16 protein-coding genes are annotated in these 19,097 nt (G+C 46.9%); 1 reads left to right on the forward strand and 15 read right to left on the reverse strand.

The genetic code is table 11. The features are described 5' to 3' along the window. From pnp to VX730_03850, 9 genes are all read right to left on the reverse strand, one after another. Positions 1-1,511 (reverse strand): polyribonucleotide nucleotidyltransferase (gene pnp, locus VX730_03810; protein ID MEC9291507.1); only part of this gene is annotated, 1,511 nt, incomplete at its 3' end. A gap of 197 nt (positions 1,512-1,708) precedes the next feature. Beyond that, positions 1,709-2,152 carry a hypothetical protein gene (locus VX730_03815; protein MEC9291508.1) on the reverse strand — a complete coding sequence of 148 codons (444 nt, stop codon included), beginning with the start codon at positions 2,150-2,152 and terminating at the stop codon, positions 1,709-1,711. Between the two features lie 114 nt (positions 2,153-2,266). After that, positions 2,267-3,616 (reverse strand): 2Fe-2S iron-sulfur cluster-binding protein, encoded by a 1,350-nt coding sequence (locus VX730_03820; GenBank protein MEC9291509.1) that lies wholly within the window; start codon positions 3,614-3,616, stop codon positions 2,267-2,269. Positions 3,617-3,845: 229 nt separating this feature from the next. Then, complete coding sequence (locus tag VX730_03825) at positions 3,846-4,766, reverse strand: DUF481 domain-containing protein (GenBank protein MEC9291510.1); 921 nt, start codon at positions 4,764-4,766, stop codon at positions 3,846-3,848. Between the two features lie 102 nt (positions 4,767-4,868). After that, on the reverse strand, positions 4,869-6,590 hold the full coding sequence (ggt, locus tag VX730_03830; protein MEC9291511.1) for a gamma-glutamyltransferase: 1,722 nt from the start codon (positions 6,588-6,590) through the stop codon (positions 4,869-4,871). 65 nt (positions 6,591-6,655) lie between these two features. After that, on the reverse strand, positions 6,656-8,761 hold the full coding sequence (locus tag VX730_03835; GenBank protein MEC9291512.1) for an extracellular solute-binding protein: 2,106 nt from the start codon (positions 8,759-8,761) through the stop codon (positions 6,656-6,658). 135 nt (positions 8,762-8,896) lie between these two features. Then, the gene (gene yejB, locus VX730_03840; protein ID MEC9291513.1) at positions 8,897-10,015 is read right to left on the reverse strand and encodes a microcin C ABC transporter permease YejB; all 1,119 of its coding nucleotides are present in this window, start codon (positions 10,013-10,015) and stop codon (positions 8,897-8,899) included. Between the two features lie 3 nt (positions 10,016-10,018). Continuing rightward, positions 10,019-11,095, reverse strand: a complete 1,077-nt coding sequence (locus VX730_03845) for an ABC transporter permease (GenBank protein MEC9291514.1) — start codon at positions 11,093-11,095, stop codon at positions 10,019-10,021. A gap of 12 nt (positions 11,096-11,107) precedes the next feature. After that, on the reverse strand, positions 11,108-12,805 hold the full coding sequence (locus tag VX730_03850; protein ID MEC9291515.1) for a dipeptide ABC transporter ATP-binding protein: 1,698 nt from the start codon (positions 12,803-12,805) through the stop codon (positions 11,108-11,110). A gap of 318 nt (positions 12,806-13,123) precedes the next feature. Here VX730_03850 and leuC point away from each other — a divergent pair, with 318 nt between their 5' ends. Beyond that, positions 13,124-14,509, forward strand: coding sequence for a 3-isopropylmalate dehydratase large subunit (leuC, locus tag VX730_03855; GenBank protein ID MEC9291516.1), 1,386 nt, complete (start codon positions 13,124-13,126; stop codon positions 14,507-14,509). A gap of 42 nt (positions 14,510-14,551) precedes the next feature. On the opposite strand, the gene VX730_03860 is transcribed toward leuC, so the two are convergent. The 6 genes from VX730_03860 to VX730_03885 form a co-directional block, all read right to left on the reverse strand. After that, the gene (locus VX730_03860; GenBank protein MEC9291517.1) at positions 14,552-14,764 is read right to left on the reverse strand and encodes a hypothetical protein; all 213 of its coding nucleotides are present in this window, start codon (positions 14,762-14,764) and stop codon (positions 14,552-14,554) included. Between the two features lie 7 nt (positions 14,765-14,771). Continuing rightward, the gene (locus tag VX730_03865; GenBank protein ID MEC9291518.1) at positions 14,772-15,674 is read right to left on the reverse strand and encodes a CoB--CoM heterodisulfide reductase iron-sulfur subunit B family protein; all 903 of its coding nucleotides are present in this window, start codon (positions 15,672-15,674) and stop codon (positions 14,772-14,774) included. 12 nt (positions 15,675-15,686) lie between these two features. Further along, entirely contained in the window at positions 15,687-16,070 is a 384-nt protein-coding gene (locus VX730_03870) for a hypothetical protein (protein ID MEC9291519.1), read from the reverse strand. Positions 16,071-16,173: 103 nt separating this feature from the next. Further along, entirely contained in the window at positions 16,174-16,785 is a 612-nt protein-coding gene (locus VX730_03875) for a malonic semialdehyde reductase (protein MEC9291520.1), read from the reverse strand. A 105-nt stretch (positions 16,786-16,890) separates the two neighbouring features. Then, positions 16,891-17,955, reverse strand: coding sequence for a 2-oxoglutarate and iron-dependent oxygenase domain-containing protein (locus VX730_03880; GenBank protein ID MEC9291521.1), 1,065 nt, complete (start codon positions 17,953-17,955; stop codon positions 16,891-16,893). A 130-nt stretch (positions 17,956-18,085) separates the two neighbouring features. Further along, positions 18,086-19,084: an Asd/ArgC dimerization domain-containing protein gene (locus VX730_03885; GenBank protein ID MEC9291522.1), complete on the reverse strand. Its 999-nt coding sequence runs from the start codon at positions 19,082-19,084 to the stop codon at positions 18,086-18,088. Between the last annotated feature and the right edge of the window lie 13 nt (positions 19,085-19,097).

The raw sequence follows: 19,097 nt of genomic DNA on the forward strand, positions 1-19,097 counted from the left end.
GTAATACCGTTTTCAGTACCTGCTACTTTGAAGTCCATGTCACCAAGGTGGTCTTCATCACCAAGGATATCAGAAAGAACAACGTAATCGTCGCCTTCTTTAACAAGACCCATAGCAATACCAGCTACTGGACGCGCCATAGGAACACCTGAGGCCATAAGAGCCATAGATGTACCACATACTGTCGCCATAGAAGATGAACCGTTAGATTCAGTGATCTCACTTACCACACGCATTGTGTAGTTGAAGTCCTCTTTGCTAGGAAGCATTGGCTCAATCGCACGACGTGCAAGTTTACCGTGACCCGTTTCGCGGCGGCTAGTACCACCCATACGGCCGACTTCACCAACACTGAATGGAGGGAAGTTGTAGTGAAGCATGAAGCGGTCGAAGTATTCGCCGTCCATTGCGTCAATCATTTGCTCATCTTTACCTGTACCAAGTGTAGAAACAACAATGGCCTGTGTTTCACCACGTGTGAATAGGGCACTACCGTGTGCGCGAGGAAGAATATCTACTTCACAAACGATAGGGCGGATATCAGTTGTACCACGGCCATCGATACGTACTTTCTTCTCAAGAACGTCACCGCGTAGAACGTCAGCTTCAAGGTCTTTCACCATACCGGCGATACGTACAGCAGTACCTTCGTCAGTGTCTTCAGTGATGTGCTTCTCTTTAACGGCTGTTTTAATTTCGTCTAGTTTTGCACGGCGGTCTTGCTTTTCTTTCATGCCGTAAGCTTCGATGATGCTTCCGCCAAACTCACCTTTAATGTCATCAGCGATTGATGATAGGTCAGTTTGCTCAGGCATTTCGTAAGGTGCTTTTGCAGCAACTTCAGCAAGTTCAATAATTGCATCAACAACATCTTTACATGCGTTGTGACCTGCAACAACAGCACCAAGCATAACGTCTTCGCTAAGCTCTTTAGCTTCAGACTCAACCATGAGTACACCTTCTTGTGTACCAGCAACTGAAAGTTCCATAGCAGATTCAGCTTGTTGCTCAGGTGTTGGGTTAATGATGTATTCGCCATCAACGTAACCAACGCGTACGCCACCGATTGGGCCCATGAATGGAGCGCCAGAAAGTGTAAGGGCAGCAGAGGCAGCGATCATCGCTGGAGATTCTGTACCGTTTACGCCGTCAGATGAAAGAACGGTGACAACAACTTGTGTTTCGTTCTTGAACTCTTTCGGGAATAGAGGACGAATTGGGCGGTCAATCAGACGAGAAGTTAGTGTTTCAACTTCTGTTGGACGGCCTTCACGACGGAAGAAACCACCAGGGATACGGCCTGCCGCATAGAATTTTTCTTGATAGTTAACTGTAAGTGGGAAGAAATCCACACCAGCTTTAGGAGCTTTAGCAAAACATGCTGTCGCCATAACAACGGTATCACCGTATGTTACTGTCACAGCACCGTCTGCTTGACGGGCAATTTTACCCGTTTCGATGGTCATAGTACGACCGCCGAGATCAAACTCTTTTTTGTAAACTGTAAACATGAACTGTTTATCCTTGTTTTGTGCGCTCAGACCCCTTTCGTCTGCGTCATCCTTTGATATTCAGGTGCCTCATCGTCCAAGCACCGAGCGCGGGGTTATATTTCTGTCTTTTATATTCCATTTGGTTATACCCTGTTTTAGGGGTGTGTACAATAAAAAACAAGCCCCTGGAAGGGCTTGCTTTAACATTTTTTCGATTAGCCATTGATGGGTGTTTTGCTCAGCCAGCGCGGGACCTGTACACCAAAGGAATAGAGGGCAGTGACGAGCCAAACAGTTCCTGTGGTCATCCAGCCCATTTGCAGAACTGTTTGCAAGCCTTCACTGAAAGCTAGAAACGTGCAGATGCCAAGCACCATGGTGATAAGTGCTTGCAGCGCCAGGAGGTAGTTCCATGGATTGAAATCTGTGCCACCACCAATCTTGGTGAGTTCACCGAGGGTATTTCTATCCTTCAGGCCTTGCGCAATATTGCAGACAAAGGCAAGAAAAATCAGTACGACCCATGCTGTGAACTGCAAAGCTTCAACGGCTTTGACAGGGAAACAGACCGCGGTGATCAGAAAAATGCTGGCCGCAATAGCTGTGGCGCTCACAGCAATTTTCTGGTTCAAGGTGAGAGAGTTCAGCTGAGACAGCATGATAGTGCTCCGGTATATGGGAAAGTTTCAGATTGTTTGTACATTAAGGTATGGGGGTGAATATATTAAAAAACAAGCCCCGTGAGGGCTTGTTTTTAAGGTTTTATCTATGGTTTAACCTGCGCCTGGTCCTGTATCTTCTGCGCGTGTTTCCACATCAATTGGGTTTTTCTCAAGCTCTTTGAAGATGTCACGTACTTCATTTAGACCTTCTGTTTTGTGGTCAAATGGAAGCGGGTTAGGGATTTTACCTTTACGAACAAGGTTCAATGCATTTCCTGCTTGTTTAATGACGTTATGACGCAGTGTTTTTAGAAGCATAATTGGCTCATTAAGAACGCCCCATGTTGCAATGTCTTTTTTGAAGGCCATTGCGTGACGTGCACCTGGGTTATTGGTTACACCAGAGCCCATAGCACGTGTTCTAAGTTTTACAATGGCTTCCATTGGGGCAACGCCTTTCGGGCAGGCATCAACACACATACCGCAGCGCGTGCAATCCCAAATACCATTCTTTTCAGAAAGCTCTTTCAGGCGATCTGTTTTTTGCCCTTCACGAGGATCAGAAACAAAACGGAAAGCTTTTGCAAGAGCAGCAGGGCCGAGGAAGTCTGGGTTCTCAACCATCGCAGTACAGTCACTGTAGCAAGCACCACACATGATACAGTTACTCACCATGTTCACTTGCTCAAATGATGTTTTATCAACGTCTGCATTTGTTTCAGAACCTTCTTGAACGAAAGGTGTGATGTTGTTTACTTTTTTGTAAAATGGCTGAATATCAACAACGAGATCTTTAAGAACAGGTTGGTTTTTCTGTGCTTCAATTTCAATGACAGCACCGCTTGCTGGAACGTTCATGTTGCCATCAACGCCGTTTACCATGTCTTTTACTTTTGTCTTACAAGCGAGGCGAGAACGGTTGTTGACGAACATACCACAGCTTCCGCAAATAGATGCGCGACAAGAACGACGGAATGTGAGAGAGCCATCTTGCTCCCCTTTAATTTTTTCAAGGCCTTGTAGGATTGTTGTTGAGTCATCGTACTCAACTTTAAACTCTTCATGGCGTGCTTCAAATACGCCATCAACCTGCTCACCACGCTTAATGCGGAATGTTACAGATTTTGCTTTAGAAGCTTTAGGAGCAGCCTTTTTCGTGGCAGCTGCCTTCTTAGCTGGGGCTTTTTTCGGTGCAGCTTTTTTAGTTGAAGTTGTTTTCTTAGTCGTAGTTTTAGCTGCTGTCTTTTTAGGAGCTGCTTTAGTTGCTGTTTTCTTAGCAGGAGTCGCTTTTTTGGCAGGTGCCTTTTTAGCAGCAGGTTTTGCTGCAGGCTTTTTGGCTGCTGTCGTCTTCTTCGCGGCAGTTGTTTTAGCTGAAGTTGTTTTCTTTGCTACCGTTTTTTTAGCAGTTGTTGTCTTCTTTGCTGCTGTTTTGGTCGCTGTTTTTTTTGTTTCAGTCGCCATATTTCTACCAGTTTCACTACGTTATTATTATCAAGCTGGATATATCCTAATCTAAAAAAGGGGGCGTGACTAGCATGGTGATTTCTTTTGCGGGGTGCCTATGGCACAGTTGCACCATTTTTTATTTGAAATGAAACCAAAGTGGTTCTATATTAAGTTTATATCAAGCCTCAAACAAAAAACTCACCGTGTTGGTGAGTTTTTTGTCATTTAAATCCAGTGATTTAAATTAGAAATCGTAAACAACGTTTAGGGTTGTTACGGTATCTAGCTTTTTCGTGCCAGCAGGAACTTTGTTTGTGTGTTCTGCATGTAGGCTTGCACGTAGAGAAAGCTTTTCTGTCATTTTGTTTGTGAGGGATGTGAGTGATTCTGTCACCACAAGCTCGTCACCAATTGTGCTTGAAAGGTCTTCACTTAAAGTCAGTGCATCATTGATCTTCCATTTAAATGCAAGAGATGGCTTTGCAACAAGTTCATCTTCGCGATCTGCACCATTTTGGTTTGGCTGAGAATGGCGTCCACCGACCGCCATTTTACCCTCAAGTGTCATGTCTTCTTCTTTAATGAAGTAACGACCGTAACCGACAACTTCGTCAAGGCGCCAGTCATAGCTTGAGAACGGATCGATCACGTAGCTTGCTTGACCAAATACATAGTCAATCTCGCTTAGCTTGCGGCCAATTTCACCTTTAAAGCGGTATTCTTCTTCAGTACGCACATCGTCTTCGTGTGTTGTGCGTGCTTCTACACTCCCTTTTTGGAACCATTTTTCACCTTCGCGGTTACCAGAGATTTTTGCATTCAGGTTACGCTTTTCTGTGTTACCAGATGAAAGTGAAAAACCACCCTCAACACTTCCAGACCAGCCGTCCATAAGTGAGTTCGGGTAAACTTTTTCTGGGCCTGCAGCAGGTTCGATATCTGCAACAACTTCTGTTTCCACAGCTACTGGCTTTGCCAGTGTTGTGATGAATGCTTCAACATCAGAAATGTTTGTTTCAGTTGTAATGCTGTTTTTAACTGTTTCAAAAACGTAGCTGTCGCCTGTGTTGTAAGCAGCTGTTAGGCTGTTTTTGAATGTATCAGAAAGTTCTGCTTGCGCCACAGGAGCAATAAGAAGGCTTCCAAGAATGAGTGTTTTTTTCATGGGGTTTCCTAAGTTATTTCTTAACGCTCTTCACACATAATAAAGGTATGAGAGTCTTTCACTTTGTTTGAGTGCCAGCGTTTTAAAAAACAAAGCTAGCTTTTAATATCCCGCCGCATAGGCATCACCGCGACGTGAATCGGCGTAACCATATACGCCAAGAGAGCTTTTTGCAAGTGTCATCGCTGCACCGAAAGGTGGTTTAAGAGCAATGGTATAGCCAAGCTTTCTTAGAAGGTTTTGTGTGTCTGGGCTAATGCCTTGTTCAATACGCAGTTCATCAGGCATCCATTGGTGGTGGATACGTGGTGCTGCTGTAGCATCTGCGATGTTCATGCCATGCTCAAGTACATTCACGAGAACATGAAGAACCGTTGTAATGATACGTGCACCGCCCGGGCTACCTGTTGCCAAAACGGCTTCACCATTTTTGAAAACAATGACAGGTGTCATTGATGAGAGAGGGCGTTTGCCGGCTTCAATTTTGTTGGCTTCACCACCAATAAGGCCATAAGCATTCGGCACGCCAGCGCGAGCGCTGAAATCATCCATTTCATTGTTCATAAGGATACCAGTACCTGTAATTACGTGGGCATTTCCGTATGAAAGGTTCAGGGTGTAGGTGTTTGATACAATAGAGCCATCTTCATCCATAATGGTGAAGTGTGTGGTTTGTGGACTTTCTTCTGGAACACTAAACAGATCACCAGGAGAGATATTACGTGACGGTGTTGCGCTGTTTGGTGAGATAGATTCTGCAATACGGCGGCCGTAAATTTTAGCTGTGATTTTATCAATTGGCATGCTTACAAAATCAGGGTCTCCAAGGTATTTACTTCTATCTGCGTAAGCGCGCTTCATGGCTTCAGCCATAATGTGGATAGTTGCGGCACTATTATGCCCTTTGGTTTTGAGGTCAAAGTTTTCAAGGGTGTTGAGCATTTGAATAATATGTACACCGCCACTACTTGGAGGAGGCATAGCAGCAATTTGGTAACCGCGGTAACGACCCACAAGAGGGTCTCTGTAAACTGGTTTGTAGTTCTGCAGGTCTTCTCTGGTAATGATGCCGCCATGGGTATGCATATCATTTACAATAGATTCTGCAATAGGGCCTGTATAGAAAGCGTCTTTACCGTAAATTGAAATAAGTTTTAGACTGTTGGCCAAATCGAGCTGAACAAGCGTTTCACCTGGTGCATATGGGCGCCCACCTGTCTTAAAGAATGTACGAGCTGTCTCTGGATTTTTTTGCAGGCGCTTACGGTGATCCCAAAGAGAGAGGGCGAGAGATTCAGAAACAGGGAAGCCTTCTTCTGCAAGTTTAATGGCAGGTGCCATGACCTCTTCACGGGTCAGGCGGCCGTATTTTTCTTGTAAGTTAAGTAGACCTGAAACCGTTCCTGGAACTCCTGTGCCAAGGAGGCTATGAAGAGATTTTTTGGAGTCAACTGTACCGTCTCTGCGTTGGTACATATTTTCAGTTGAGCGAGACGGCGCCACTTCACGGTAGTCGAGGGCTTTAATGTCTTTTGCCTGTGCGTCATAATAAAGGGCAAAACCTCCACCGCCAAGATTACCTGCACGTGGTAGTGTTACGGCAAGGGCAAACCCAACTGCGGCAGCAGCATCTGCGGCATTACCGCCTTGCTTTAAAATCTGCACCCCAACTTCAGAAGCGTTTTTCTCAGCAGTCACCACCATGGCCTTGTGGCCAAAGGTTGGTTTTTGAATCGACATGTCGTCATTAAAAGAAACACCTTGCGCAAGGCTAGATTCAATAAGCATAACGACAGCTAGAAGTGTAAAAAATAAATGTCTCATGAGGTCATCATACCCTGAAAAGCGAGAAGAAAAAAGGCCACCTTTCGGCAGCCTTTTTAAATCGTTTATTCTTCAATACGTGTCCAACTACGAACCGTGAAGAAGAGGGCAAGCATAATGCCTGAGAACGCTAGCCAGAATGTCCAGCTAAACTCCACAGGGGCAATCAGCTGAATCTCTTGAGATGTGTCATTCCCCAGATAAGGGAACGTTTCAAGAGGGCTGCTTTGCATAGCTTCAGCAACATTTTTAGCACGATCTTCATCATGCCACCATGTCATGTAGCTTGAACCACCAACCACATACGGACGCTCACCAGTTTCTGTTAGGGGATAACCAAACTTATTCCAGAAAGCGATGCGGTCAACCGTAATTCCCCACTGCGGGATGGCGTAGGAGCCACTTTGCAGGAGACGGTCGAGCATGCGGACATTTGCCGTTAGCTCTTCGCGAGTTTGTGAGGCCACAACACGGTCCAGCATTTCATCAATAGCAGGGTTTTGAACCGCCATGAAGTTGCCGCTGTTTTCAGTATTTGCTGCACGGGTAGACCAAGAGTTATACTGCTCAGGGCCAGGGTTGCTTGAGGCACGGTAGCTCATGACGATCATGTCAAATTCGCCACCATACACACGACGGCCATATTGCGCAGAGTCAATTTGAGTGACGTGAAGTTCAATACCGACAGCTTCCATAAGGTTTTGAACATGAAGTCCAATACGGACAAATGCAGGACTTACAATCAGCAGTTCAATGCTAAGTTGCTCGCCGTTTGCATCACGCAGAGCGCCGTCCGAGTATGTGTAGCCAGCTTCTTCAAGCAGGGCAAAAACCACCTCTTGGCGTTCAGCTTCACTCATTGTATCGATGTTGACCGGGTTGCAAAGTTCCCCGTAAGCCGCATCGTTCACAGCGTCAGATCCGTGTGCTTCACGCAGTTCATCCAGCAGCAGCTTTTCAGCATCTGAAGGTGCGCCTTCGGCCATCATTGGCGAGTTGCCAAAGTAAGAGCACTTACGCTCGTACTGGCCGTAGAAGAAGCTGCGGTTCATCTGGTCAAAGTTCATCATGTACTGCATGGCCTGACGAAGCTTCAAATTTTGGAAGCGTTCTTGGCGCAGGTTAAAGATGAACCCTTGCATGCCTTCAACCTGATAGGTCTCAATGCGTTCCTTGAGGATTTGCAAGTTGTCAAAGCGTTCGCCTTCGTACTTTTCAGCCCAGTTCTGTGCTTTGTTCTCAAGGCGAACATCGTACACACCATTCATAAACATGGCTTGCAGGATGTCAGCATCTGAGAAGTAGTCAAAGCGCAGAGCATCAAAGTTGAACATGCCGCGGTTGACGGGCAGGTTTTGACCCCAGTAGTCACGGACACGCTCATAGGTCACATAGTTCCCCATGGCGAAATCATAAACAACATCACCCGTATTGGCGTTGGTGCCTTTCACGCGAACGCGATAGGGGCCGCTACCAATGGGAGGGGTAGAAACAGGTCGAGACAGATCACGTCCGTCACAGGCCTCTTCATAATCCTCTGCGTTGGGGTCACCTTTAGCAACGCACGCTTCCCAATAGTGAGAAGGCAGAATGCCTTGGGTACCAACGCTGATTGGCATTTCACGAGCCGAGCCTTCTTTGAAGGTGAACTTGACGGTGCGTTCATCAATCTCTTCGATCGAATCAATGGCGCCGTAGTAGCTCGCATATCCCGGAGGGGCATGGCTTGAAAGCAGGTAGTTGAACGTAAACACAACGTCATGTGCGGTTACGGGTTCGCCATCATGCCAGCGGGCTTCTTCGCGAATCTCATAGATCACGAAAGAGCGGTCTTCTGCAATCTTCATACGTGACGCCAGAAGGCCGTAACCTGTCATGGATTCGTCGCTTGAGGTGCGCAGGAGGCTGTCATAAAGCAGGCCAATACCAGCAGCTGCACTGTCACGGGTGTTTGAAAACGAGTTAAACGTTTCAAATGTACCTTGCACACCTTGGCGCAAAATACCACCGCGTGGTGCGTTGGGGTTTACGTAATCAAAGTGGGTGAAACCCTCTTCGTATTTGATATCGCCATACAGAGAGAGGGCGTGTTGCCATGGCAAAGTCTCATCAGCAGCTGCACTGAGTGCAGTGACTGAGAGGGCCAAGGCCGTAAGAGTCGTTTTGAGCATAGGAATAGCTCCTAGAGAAAAACGGTGAAACAGAGTTCTATAATTCATCAATTCTACCATGGTTGTATACCGTATGTAAACATTTCTTTCATAAACAAAAAATCCTCCCCCCGTATGCGGGGAGAGGATCATTTTTTAGTTCGATTCAAAGTCGATGCGCGGGTCAAGCACAGCGTACATCATGTCACTCACAAGGGAGAGAACCAACCCGATAAGGGTAAAGATGTATAGCGTTGCAAACATGACCGGATAGTCACGGTTCAGCGCGGCTTCGTAGCCAAGCTTGCCCAGACCATCAATGGAGAACACAACCTCGATCAGGAGTGAACCTGTGAAGAGTGCGCCCACGAATGCGGCCGGCAGACCGGCAATGATCACGATCATTGCGTTGCGGAACACGTGTCCATAAAGAACGCCACGTTCGCTCAGGCCTTTTGCACGCGCTGTGATGCTGTACTGCTTGGTCATTTCCTCAAGGAAATAGTTACGGGTCAGCTGAGTAACACTTGTGAAAGCGCCAATCATCATCGCCAGTACCGGCAGTGCAATATGCATAATGGCGTCTTGCCACCATGCAAGGCTTGTAATGCGGCCCCAAATACCAAAACCGTCCCAGCCGTTGCTTTCAATGCCACGAACAGGGAAGATCTCAAACGGGCTACCTGCTGCAAGAGTTTGAAGCAAAACAACCGCGAAGAGGAAGCTTGGAACAGCGTACATCACAATCAGCACAACGCCTGACCATGTATCAAAGCGGCTGCCAGCTCTCACTGCTTTTGCAATGCCGAGGGGCACTGAAATCGCATAGGTAAGAAGCAGCATGCTCATACCGAGCAGGATACTGATCGGCAGTCTTTCAACCACCAAGTCAACAACCGAGCGCTTTTTGAAGTAGCTCTCACCAAAGTTGAAGGTGAGGTAGTCACGCACCATGGTGAAGAAGCGTTCATGGGCAGGCTTATCAAAGCCAAACTGCTTTTCAAGCTGCTTTCTGAACTCTTCATCAATCCCTTGGCTGCCTTGGTAGCCGCCAGAGTTTGAACCATTTTGATTTGCGCCGCCTGTGCCCGCTCCTGCATCACCACCGGCGCCTGTAAAGCGGTCGGTCGCGCCTTCACCAAAGCCGCGCTGTTCAGCAATGATTTGCTCAACAGGGCCACCTGGCGCAAACTGCACCACGGTAAAGGTAATGGCAAGAATCACCAGAAGGGTGACAGGGATAAGCAGCAATCTGCGGATAATATATGCCAGCATGATTTATGCTCCTTTCCCAAGCGTTTTGCGCGGGTCAAATGCATCACGTACAGCTTCACCCATAAACATGAGCAGGCTGAGCAGAAGCATCAGTGCGACAAAGCTTGTCAGCCAGAGCCAAATGGCGTCTGGATTGTTTTTACCCTGTAGCATCAATTCACCCAGAGACGGCGAGCCCGGAGGCAAACCAAATCCAAGAAAATCAAGGCTAGTCAGAGCGGTGACAGAACCTGCAATACTGAAAGGCAAGAAGGTGATGGTTGCCACAAGAGCATTTGGCAGAACGTGGCGGAACATAATCCGCTTTTCGCTCATACCCATCACACGCGCCGCTTGGACATAGTCCATTTTGCGGGTGCGCAGAACTTCTGCACGTACAGCGCCAACAGCACCTGTCCAGCTAAACGCCAGCAGGATCAGTAGCAATGTTGCAAGTGTTGCGAAGTTAAAGCCTTGCAGACCAATACTCGCAGAGACAATGATCAGCACATAGAGGCTCGGCATGCTGGACCAAATCTCAATCAGGCGTTGCCCAATAAGATCAATCCACCCACCATAGAAGCCTTGAATTGCACCAATCACTACACCGATGCTCATAGAGGCGACCGCAAGAGCGAGACCAAAGAGCACACTGACACGGAAGGCATAAATCACCACAGCGGCGACGTCATACCCTTTATCCGTTGTGCCGAGCAAATGTTCGCTCGACGGTGCAGCGGGATTGTTACCGCTTAGGTCTTGAGTGCTGAAGTGCCAACGAATCGGCGGCCAGATGACCGTCGCGTTCTCGTCTGAACCAACCACACGATCAAAGATTTCTTTGTTGGTATAGTCAACAGTGACGCTAGAGCGCGGCCCGTCATCAACACCAAAATCACCGACAGTGTAGTCATTATAGACAGGAACAAACACACCCTCTTCATGAAGAATCAGGATGGGTTTGTCATTGGCAATCACTTCCGCGAAAAGCGAAAGGAACAGCGCAAGGAAGAACACCCAAGCGGAGAAGTATCCCCGCTTGTGTGCCTTAAAGGCTGCCCATCTGCGCTTAGCAATGGGCGAGAAGTTTAACAGTGCCATGGGATGTACTCCTTAAGCTGGCAATGTGACATTACCAAAAGCAGCTCCGAGAAGCGCCTTTGTGTAGTCATGTTGTGGAGAGGCAAACACATCCTCAACAGTGCCCTGTTCAACAACCTGTCCATCTTTCATCACGATCACCTTATGACAAAGCGCCTTGACCAGTTTAAGGTCATGGGTAATGAAAAGATAGCCAAGGCCTTCACGTTCTTGAATCTCCCGAAGGAGCTCAATCACTTGGCCTTGAATGGTCATATCAAGAGCTGAGGTTGGTTCGTCGAGTACCACAACATCCGGTTCAAGGACCATGGTACGAGCGATGGCAATGCGTTGTTTTTGTCCGCCTGAAAACTCATGCGGATAGCGGTCAGCCACTTGCGCTGGCATGCCCACACGTTTAAGAACTGCTTTCACCTGTGCTTCCATGTCGGCTTTGTTTGCTTTGCCATGAACTGCGAGGCCTTCCATAATAATGTCGAGGACACTCATCCGCGGGCTTAGTGCCGCATCAGGGTCTTGGAACACTTTTTGGAATTTGGTTCTAAACGGACGCATTTGTTTGCCGAACAGTGGGGTAATGTCAGTACCTTGCAGCACAACCTTACCGTCCAGTTCAGCATCCTTACCATCCTTGAAGAGGCGCAGAAGCGCGTTTCCAAGTGTGGATTTCCCAGATCCAGATTCACCAACAACGGCAATAGTTTCGCCACGGTGCAGGGTAAGACTGATGCCATTTACTGCCTCAATCGCACCAACTTTGCGACGCAACACACCTTTGCGAATCGGGAAGTGCACCTTGATATCCGTTGCCTCCAAAAGCACTTCCGCATCATCTGCGATAGGCTTTGCCGTTCCTTTCGGAACAGCGTTGAGAAGCTTTTTGGTGTACGGGTGCTGGGGAGAGGCGAAGACAGTAGCTGTATCACCTTGTTCCACAATCTCACCACCAGTGGGCATACCAGAATCAGCAAATTGTGCCTGCATAACGTAGACACGGTCACTGATGCTTTTAACCACACCGAGGTCATGGGTAATGAACAGGATCGCCATACCAGTTTCCTCTTGTAGCTCTTTCATGAGCTTCAAGATTTCAGCCTGTACTGTTACGTCCAAAGCCGTGGTCGGCTCGTCTGCAATCAGAAGGTCAGGCTTATTGGCCATGGCCATAGCAATCATCACACGTTGAAGTTGGCCACCAGAAAGTTCGCCCGGGTACATGGAGTACCGGCTTTCAGGATCAGGCAACTGAACTTTGTCAAACAGACGAATGACTTCCGCACGGTTTTGCGAGCGGCTCAGTTCAGGCTGGTGGATGTTCAGGATCTCTGAAACTTGTTTACCGACTGTTTGCACAGGGTTAAACGAGCCTAGAGGCTGTTGAAAGATGATAGACATGTGGTTGCCGCGAATCGAGCGAAGCTGCTGCTTGCTGATGCGAGAAACTTTGCCATTTTCATCGGTTGAGACCATTTTTTCCCCGTTAAGGGTAATCTCTCCACCGACAATGCGTGTGACACCTGGCAGCAGGTTCAGTGCAGCAGTGGCGCTGACTGATTTACCAGAACCAGATTCACCCACAAGGGCAACGGTTTCACCTTTGTTCACTTCCAGCGATACACCATTGACAGCAATAAGCGTCTTTGATGCATCTGCAGGGTGAGCAAAGCCAACCTGAAGGTCTTTGATTTCAAAAACAGGATGGTTAGACATCTTGTTCTCCTATTGTGTTTTTTGCGTGGGGCAGTATAGCATTTCTGACCACGCTTGAATGCGCAAAAGCGCAAAACATGAAGAAAGATAGATTGATATAACTGTATACTTTATCGTATACACCAGTGTGAGTAAAGGAAGTTTTTGTATTTTCTCGATTTCTTTTCTACACTAATAGCAAGTAAGTGAAACGCACACTTGCTATGCAGAAGCATGTATTGCGACTGCCGCGCGCGAAAGCTAAGAAAAGCCACGCCTTTATGAAAGGCTGAGCGCAGCGTTAAAGTATATAGTTTGCTTAAAAACAGGAGAATAAGAATGAGCGGATGGACCCTTTACGATAAAGTCTTTGCTGAGCACGTAGTCGATACCCTTCCAGATGGAACGCCGCTTATTTATATTGATCGCCACTTGGTGCATGAAGTGACCAGCCCACAAGCCTTTGAGGGGTTAAGAATAGCTGGTAGGCAGGTGAGAAATCCAAAAGCAACGCTCGCTGTGGTGGACCATAATGTGCCAACAACACCTGATCGCCATCAAGGTATTAAAGATGAAACCTCTCGTATTCAAGTTGAAACTCTCGAAGAAAATGTAGAAGAGTTTGGTGTTGAATATTACGGCATGGATGATTTACGCCAAGGGATTGTGCATGTGGTCGGTCCTGAACAAGGGTTTACACTTCCAGCCACAACAATTGTCTGTGGAGATAGCCATACCTCAACCCATGGTGCTTTTGGTGCACTTGCTTTTGGTATTGGAACCAGTGAGGTTGAGCATGTTTTAGCAACACAGACACTCCCTCAAAAGAAGCTGAAAAACATGCGCATTACGTTTACAGGTGCTCCGCCTAAAGGCGTTTATGCCAAAGATATGGCGCTAGCAATGATTCGTGAAATTGGGACTGCGGGTGGAACGGGTTATGTGATGGAATTTGCCGGTGAGGCGGTTGAGGCGCTTTCAATGGAAGGCCGTATGACGCTATGTAACATGAGTATTGAGGCTGGTGCCAAAGCAGGCCTTATTGCGCCAGATGAAACGACTTATAATTATATTAAAAATACGCCTAAAGCTCCTAAGGGTGAGCAGTTTGAAGATGCTGTACAGGTTTGGAAAGGCTTTAAAACAGATGTGGATGCCACTTTTGATAAAGAGGTACAAATTGATGTTTCAAAACTCAAACCCCTCACAACATGGGGTACAAGCCCAGAAAAAGTGATTGATATTGATGGGACTGTACCTGCACCGCAGGATGCTTCAGAAGAGCGTGCGCTTGAATATATGGGGCTCACTGTTGGGCAAAAGATTACAGATGCTAAGATTGAAAAAGTCTTTATTGGGAGCTGTACCAATGCCCGTATTGAAGATCTGCGCGAAGCGGCAAAGGTTGCAGCAAGTGGCCATGTGGCAGAAGGCGTTCAAGCGCTTGTTGTTGCTGGTTCTGGTCTTGTAAAAAAACAGGCAGAAGATGAAGGGTTGGATAAAATTTTCATTAAGGCTGGTTTTGAGTGGCGTGAACCTGGATGCAGCATGTGCCTGGCAATGAATGCGGATAAGCTTGGTGAAGGGGAGCGTTGTGCCTCTACCAGTAACCGTAACTTTGAAGGTAGGCAAGGAAAGGGTGGGCGAACTCACTTGATGAGCCCTGCGATGGCTGCAGCCTCAGCCCTTGAAGGTTATATTGCGGATGCAAGTAAATATCTATAAATAAAAAGCCCCGCAACTTGCGGGGCTTTTTATTTATATGGATTAGTTTCTGCCAAGAATACTTGCGACAGTTTCACCAACAAGTGTAAGGAACTCTCCTAAGAATCCAATAATCATATTGAGGGCGCGTTCTACAAAGGTTGTAATCTCACCATCAATCTCAATGTGTTTTTCAGCTTCGTCTGCTGCAGACGCGATCTCTGGGAAGAGTGCGATAACCGTGCATAGAAAAGTGAGTATTAGTAGTTGTTTCATGGAATTATTACCTATCTTTATGTACACCATAGCTTGCCATCATTGCACGTGGATCTTGGTGCAAACGATGTAACCCTAGTTCCTTATGGTCTAGACCCATAGAAACACCGATCAATTGCTGAATGCTCATTTCTGGCAAGTTAATATTTACGCCCATCGCCTTCTCGCTACGAGACTGGTAAGCCCCAACAGCCATATCACAAAGCGTACATGGAGAAACCATGACATCAGCGCCTTTTTCTTTAGCCTCAAGGCTATGGCCACCTGACATGCGAAGGAATTCTTTTTCATTCAGGAGCATGTAGTGGAACCCGCAGCATTTATCCTTACCGTTATAGTCGAGCACTTCACCACCAATGGCTTCAATAAGTGTATCAAGGTATTGAGGTTTTTGGCCACCTTTACCATCAAATACATCACGTGGACGTAGAGAGTGGCAGCCGTAAAATGGCGCAACTTTCATGCCATTGAGAGGGTTTGAAATATGTTTCTTAAGCTTATCAGCACCAAGCTCTTCAACAAGAACCCAGATGAGGTGTTTTGGCTCAATCTTGTTTTCAAAGGGCTTAACGCCAGCTTTTTTAAGAACGTTATTAATTTTTTCGCGAATCTCTTCATCTTGAAGGCGCGCATATGCATAGCGGAATGTTTGCAGGCATGTGTTGCAAATGGTTACGATGTCCATACCCATTTCTTCTGCTTGAGAAAAGATACGTGCGTTAATGGCAAGGGCAGCAGCAGGGTCATGTTCTTGTAGGTTACCAGCACCACAGCATGTTGCTGCATGCATTTCGTGCAGTTCAATGCCGAGCTCTTCAGAAATTTTACGAGCAGACCAATCAGCTTCTTTTTGGATTTGCTTGGCTGCGCATCCTGGGTAGTAAGCGTATTTGAGCTTTTTAGCAGGCATGGGGTCTTTTCCTTATTTTTCTTGTTTTAGGGCTTTAATCGCGCTTCGTACTGCCTCTGTGACATCTTTCGCAAGAGAGTGTTCTCTTGGAAGGTCTTTTGTGTAGAGTTTTCTAAACTCTTGGTACGTGAGCTCTTCTAGGGCAAAGCTTCTTGCATGACGGTGTTTCATAAGTAAGTGCCATTTACGGTCACTGGCTTTTTTTGCGATTTGCTGTTGGGCATCTGTCGCGTGGTAAACACGTTCACCACTTTTAAACGTTGTGTTTTGATGCTCAATCAAAATAAGCGTTTTAAGTTCTTGCGAAATTTGAGGTTTATTAACGCTAAACTCATCAGTCAGAGGTTCCTCTTCCATGAGTTGCTTAATTGTCAAAATGTTTTCGCCACCAGTCATAGCATTTATTATGACGCAAAGAAGCGCCAAATCAAGAGTTCATATAACGTTCATAGAAAAAGCCACAGGAGTCTGTGGCTTTTCATAAAGGAGGAAGTGGCGTTTATACCACTTGGCAGTAGTCTCCAAAGTCAGGTTTAGGGCTTCTTGGGTGAAGCACACTAGCATCACCGTAACCAAGGTTGACGAGCATTGTTGCTTTGTAGTTTGGTTTATCTTTAAAGAAGGTTTCATTCACTTTATCTGCTGAAAAACCAGTCATAGGACCACAGTCTAGGCCAAGGCTGCGTGCAGCCATAATCATGTAGCCTGCTTGAAGCGTACCGTTAAACAGGGCTGTCTTTTCTGCAAATTTTGGTTTGCCTTCATACCAGCTCTTCGTATCTGCGTGCGGGTAAAGTTTAGACGCATCTTCAAAAAATTCTGTATCGTAAGCCACAATTGCAGTAACAGGAGCCGTCATTGTTTTTTCAATGTTACCTTCCATGAGTGATTCTTTCAGCATCTCTTTACCTTCAGGTGTTTTTACAAACACAAGGCGCAGAGGAAGGCAGTTTGCACTTGTTGGACCCATTTTCACCAGTTCAAAAAGTTCCTCAAGTAGGCTTTCTGGAACGTCTTTTTCTTGCCATTTGAAGTGTGTGCGCGCTTCTTTAAAAAGCTTGTTCAGCCAAGCGTCTTGGCTTGCATCTGTTGAAACGGGTTGTGCTGTCATGGTTTATCTCCTTTGTTCGAAATGTTGGAACAATTGTAACAAAAATAAAAAGAGCTGCAAGCAAAAAAGAAGATCGCCCCAAAGAGGGCGATCTTCAAAATCGATTTACGACAGCTCTAGCGCTTTGCCAGTACCGTGACGAGCCAAGCGGTTCCAAACCAGAACGCCAGCCAGAAGCCAGCCGTCATGGTCACGGCAAACCTGCACAGCTTTCAGGATGGTCTCTTTGTGTTTTGCAAAAAGAGGATCCTTCAAGCGCGGGTCAGAAGCGACGCTATTCAGCTGTTCATCTGAGATGCGAACCAGCTGTGTGCCAGGTTTCAGGTGCATGAACATCGGAATGGAAATCCGAGCAGCAGAAGCATTGGAGCGCTTCAGTTTGTCAACGCCGTGCCATGTTGCAGGCAGGTAGCCATCAGGCACAACTTGTCCAGTGATGAAGTCATACTGGCCGCCTGTGAACAGGCTGCAGACTTCACCAATGTTGGTGACAAAGAAGTGCTCGTCAGTGCCCGGGTTGAAAGCCGGCACATACATGTGGTTTTCTTCTTTCAGAGCGCTTTCGCGATCATGAGTCCGATCACATGCCCACAGGCCTTTTTCACGTGCCGGTGACAGGATGGTCAAGAAACCAAGGTCACGGTGGCCCGCTGCCGGTACCGCACCATCGTCATCTTCTTCCTTGTAAGCAGGGAAATAGTTGACGCGTTGGGTGGTGGGGCTGCTGTCACGCAGGCTGTTCGCAATATCTTTAAATTGCGGCGCATGCTGTGAGACCACAGGCTCAATACGGCTGACAATCTCAAGGCCAACACGCTGTTGTTCGGCAGCATATTGATTGAGAATGGACAAATCAAAGCTCGGGTCAGTCGGCAGTTGTACGCCGGGCATGAATGGACGGTTGACCATGAATTCTTTCAGGTCGACCTTTTTGCCGAGTGTGCTGCCAGACTGGCCAACCCAGCCGACCTCTGTGACAGGGTCAGCAGGGAACTGGGCCTTGAAGGCTTGGTCCATTTCAAAAAATTTACGTACCATTTCTTCGGTATCGTAAATCAGTTCGTAAGGAACGCCATGATCAGTGACGGCACCAAAACCAATGCGGTGAAAGGATTCGGTATAGTCTGCACCAAAGGTGCGAGAGCTTAGGGAGAGAAGTGGGAGGGTCATTGGAAGACTCCATTACAGAGAGGAGCGGATAAATCCGCAGTAAAAGAGAGGCAGATTTAAAAATTAAACACACTGTATACGCTCGGTATACAGTGTGTCAATAGATAGATATAAAATGAAAAAGAAAAGTTTAAGCGGCAATGGCTTCTGCAATTTGCAGAGCGTTGAGGGCGCTTCCTTTTCTAAGAGTATCACTACTGATCCAGAGTTGGATGTAGTCTTTACCTGTACGGATGCGGCTGATGTAGATTGGATCTGTTTCAGCTGAGCCGAATGGTGTAGAGACTTCACCTTTCTCAAGATCATCAATCACACGCAGGCTTGGATTGCCTTCAAGGATGTTACGCACATCCCCAGGCATCAGGTGTTTATCTGTTTTGATGACAACAGACTGAGAGCAGCCAACAAAGCTTGGAATTGTGATACCTGTGACAATCGGCTCTACGCCTGCAAAGGCAAGAACATCATGCTTAACAGCTTCTTCAATAGACGTTTGCACACCATCCGCAGTTTTACCGACCATTGGAATGCAGTTAAAAGCGATTTGTGCAGGGAAGAGTTCACCCATCATACCTTCAGCGCCAGCGCCTCCAACAAGGCCAATACTTTGTTGATAAAGTTCGTCCATAGCTTTTGTACCGCTTCGGCCTGTACCGTAAAGCACAGTTGTTTGAATATCTTTTGTGTGAACAGAGCTTTTGAGTGCGTTAAGAACAAGGGCTAACTGGATAGCAGCTGGTTCTGGTGAGTACACGGCACCGCTTGATGTCGCTACTTTTTGTAGGGCAGAAGCGTTGAGCTCAGGAATAATTGGTAGTGCACCTGTTTTGCGTGTAATACCGCTTAGGTCAATCACTTTACAGCCAGCTTTTACTGCATCTTCAATCGCTGTTACGGCAGCGTCTTCTGGTAGAGCGCAGAACACAAGTTCTACACCAGAGAAGTCAAACCCTTGTACGGCTTGTACTGGAACGTCATCATTTTTGAATGGAAGCTGTTCCCCTTCGCTGAGTGTGCTTGCTAGAAAGATTGGGTCACCAGCACACAGTGTGTGGTCTTCTAGAAGGCGGATAATTTCGCGGCCAACAAGGCCTGTTGCACCAAGGATAGCAGTTTTCATGCGCGCCATAGGGGATTCCTTT

The organism is Pseudomonadota bacterium (assembly GCA_036141575.1).
Lineage (GTDB): Bacteria > Pseudomonadota > Alphaproteobacteria > UBA2136 > JAPKEQ01 > JAPKEQ01.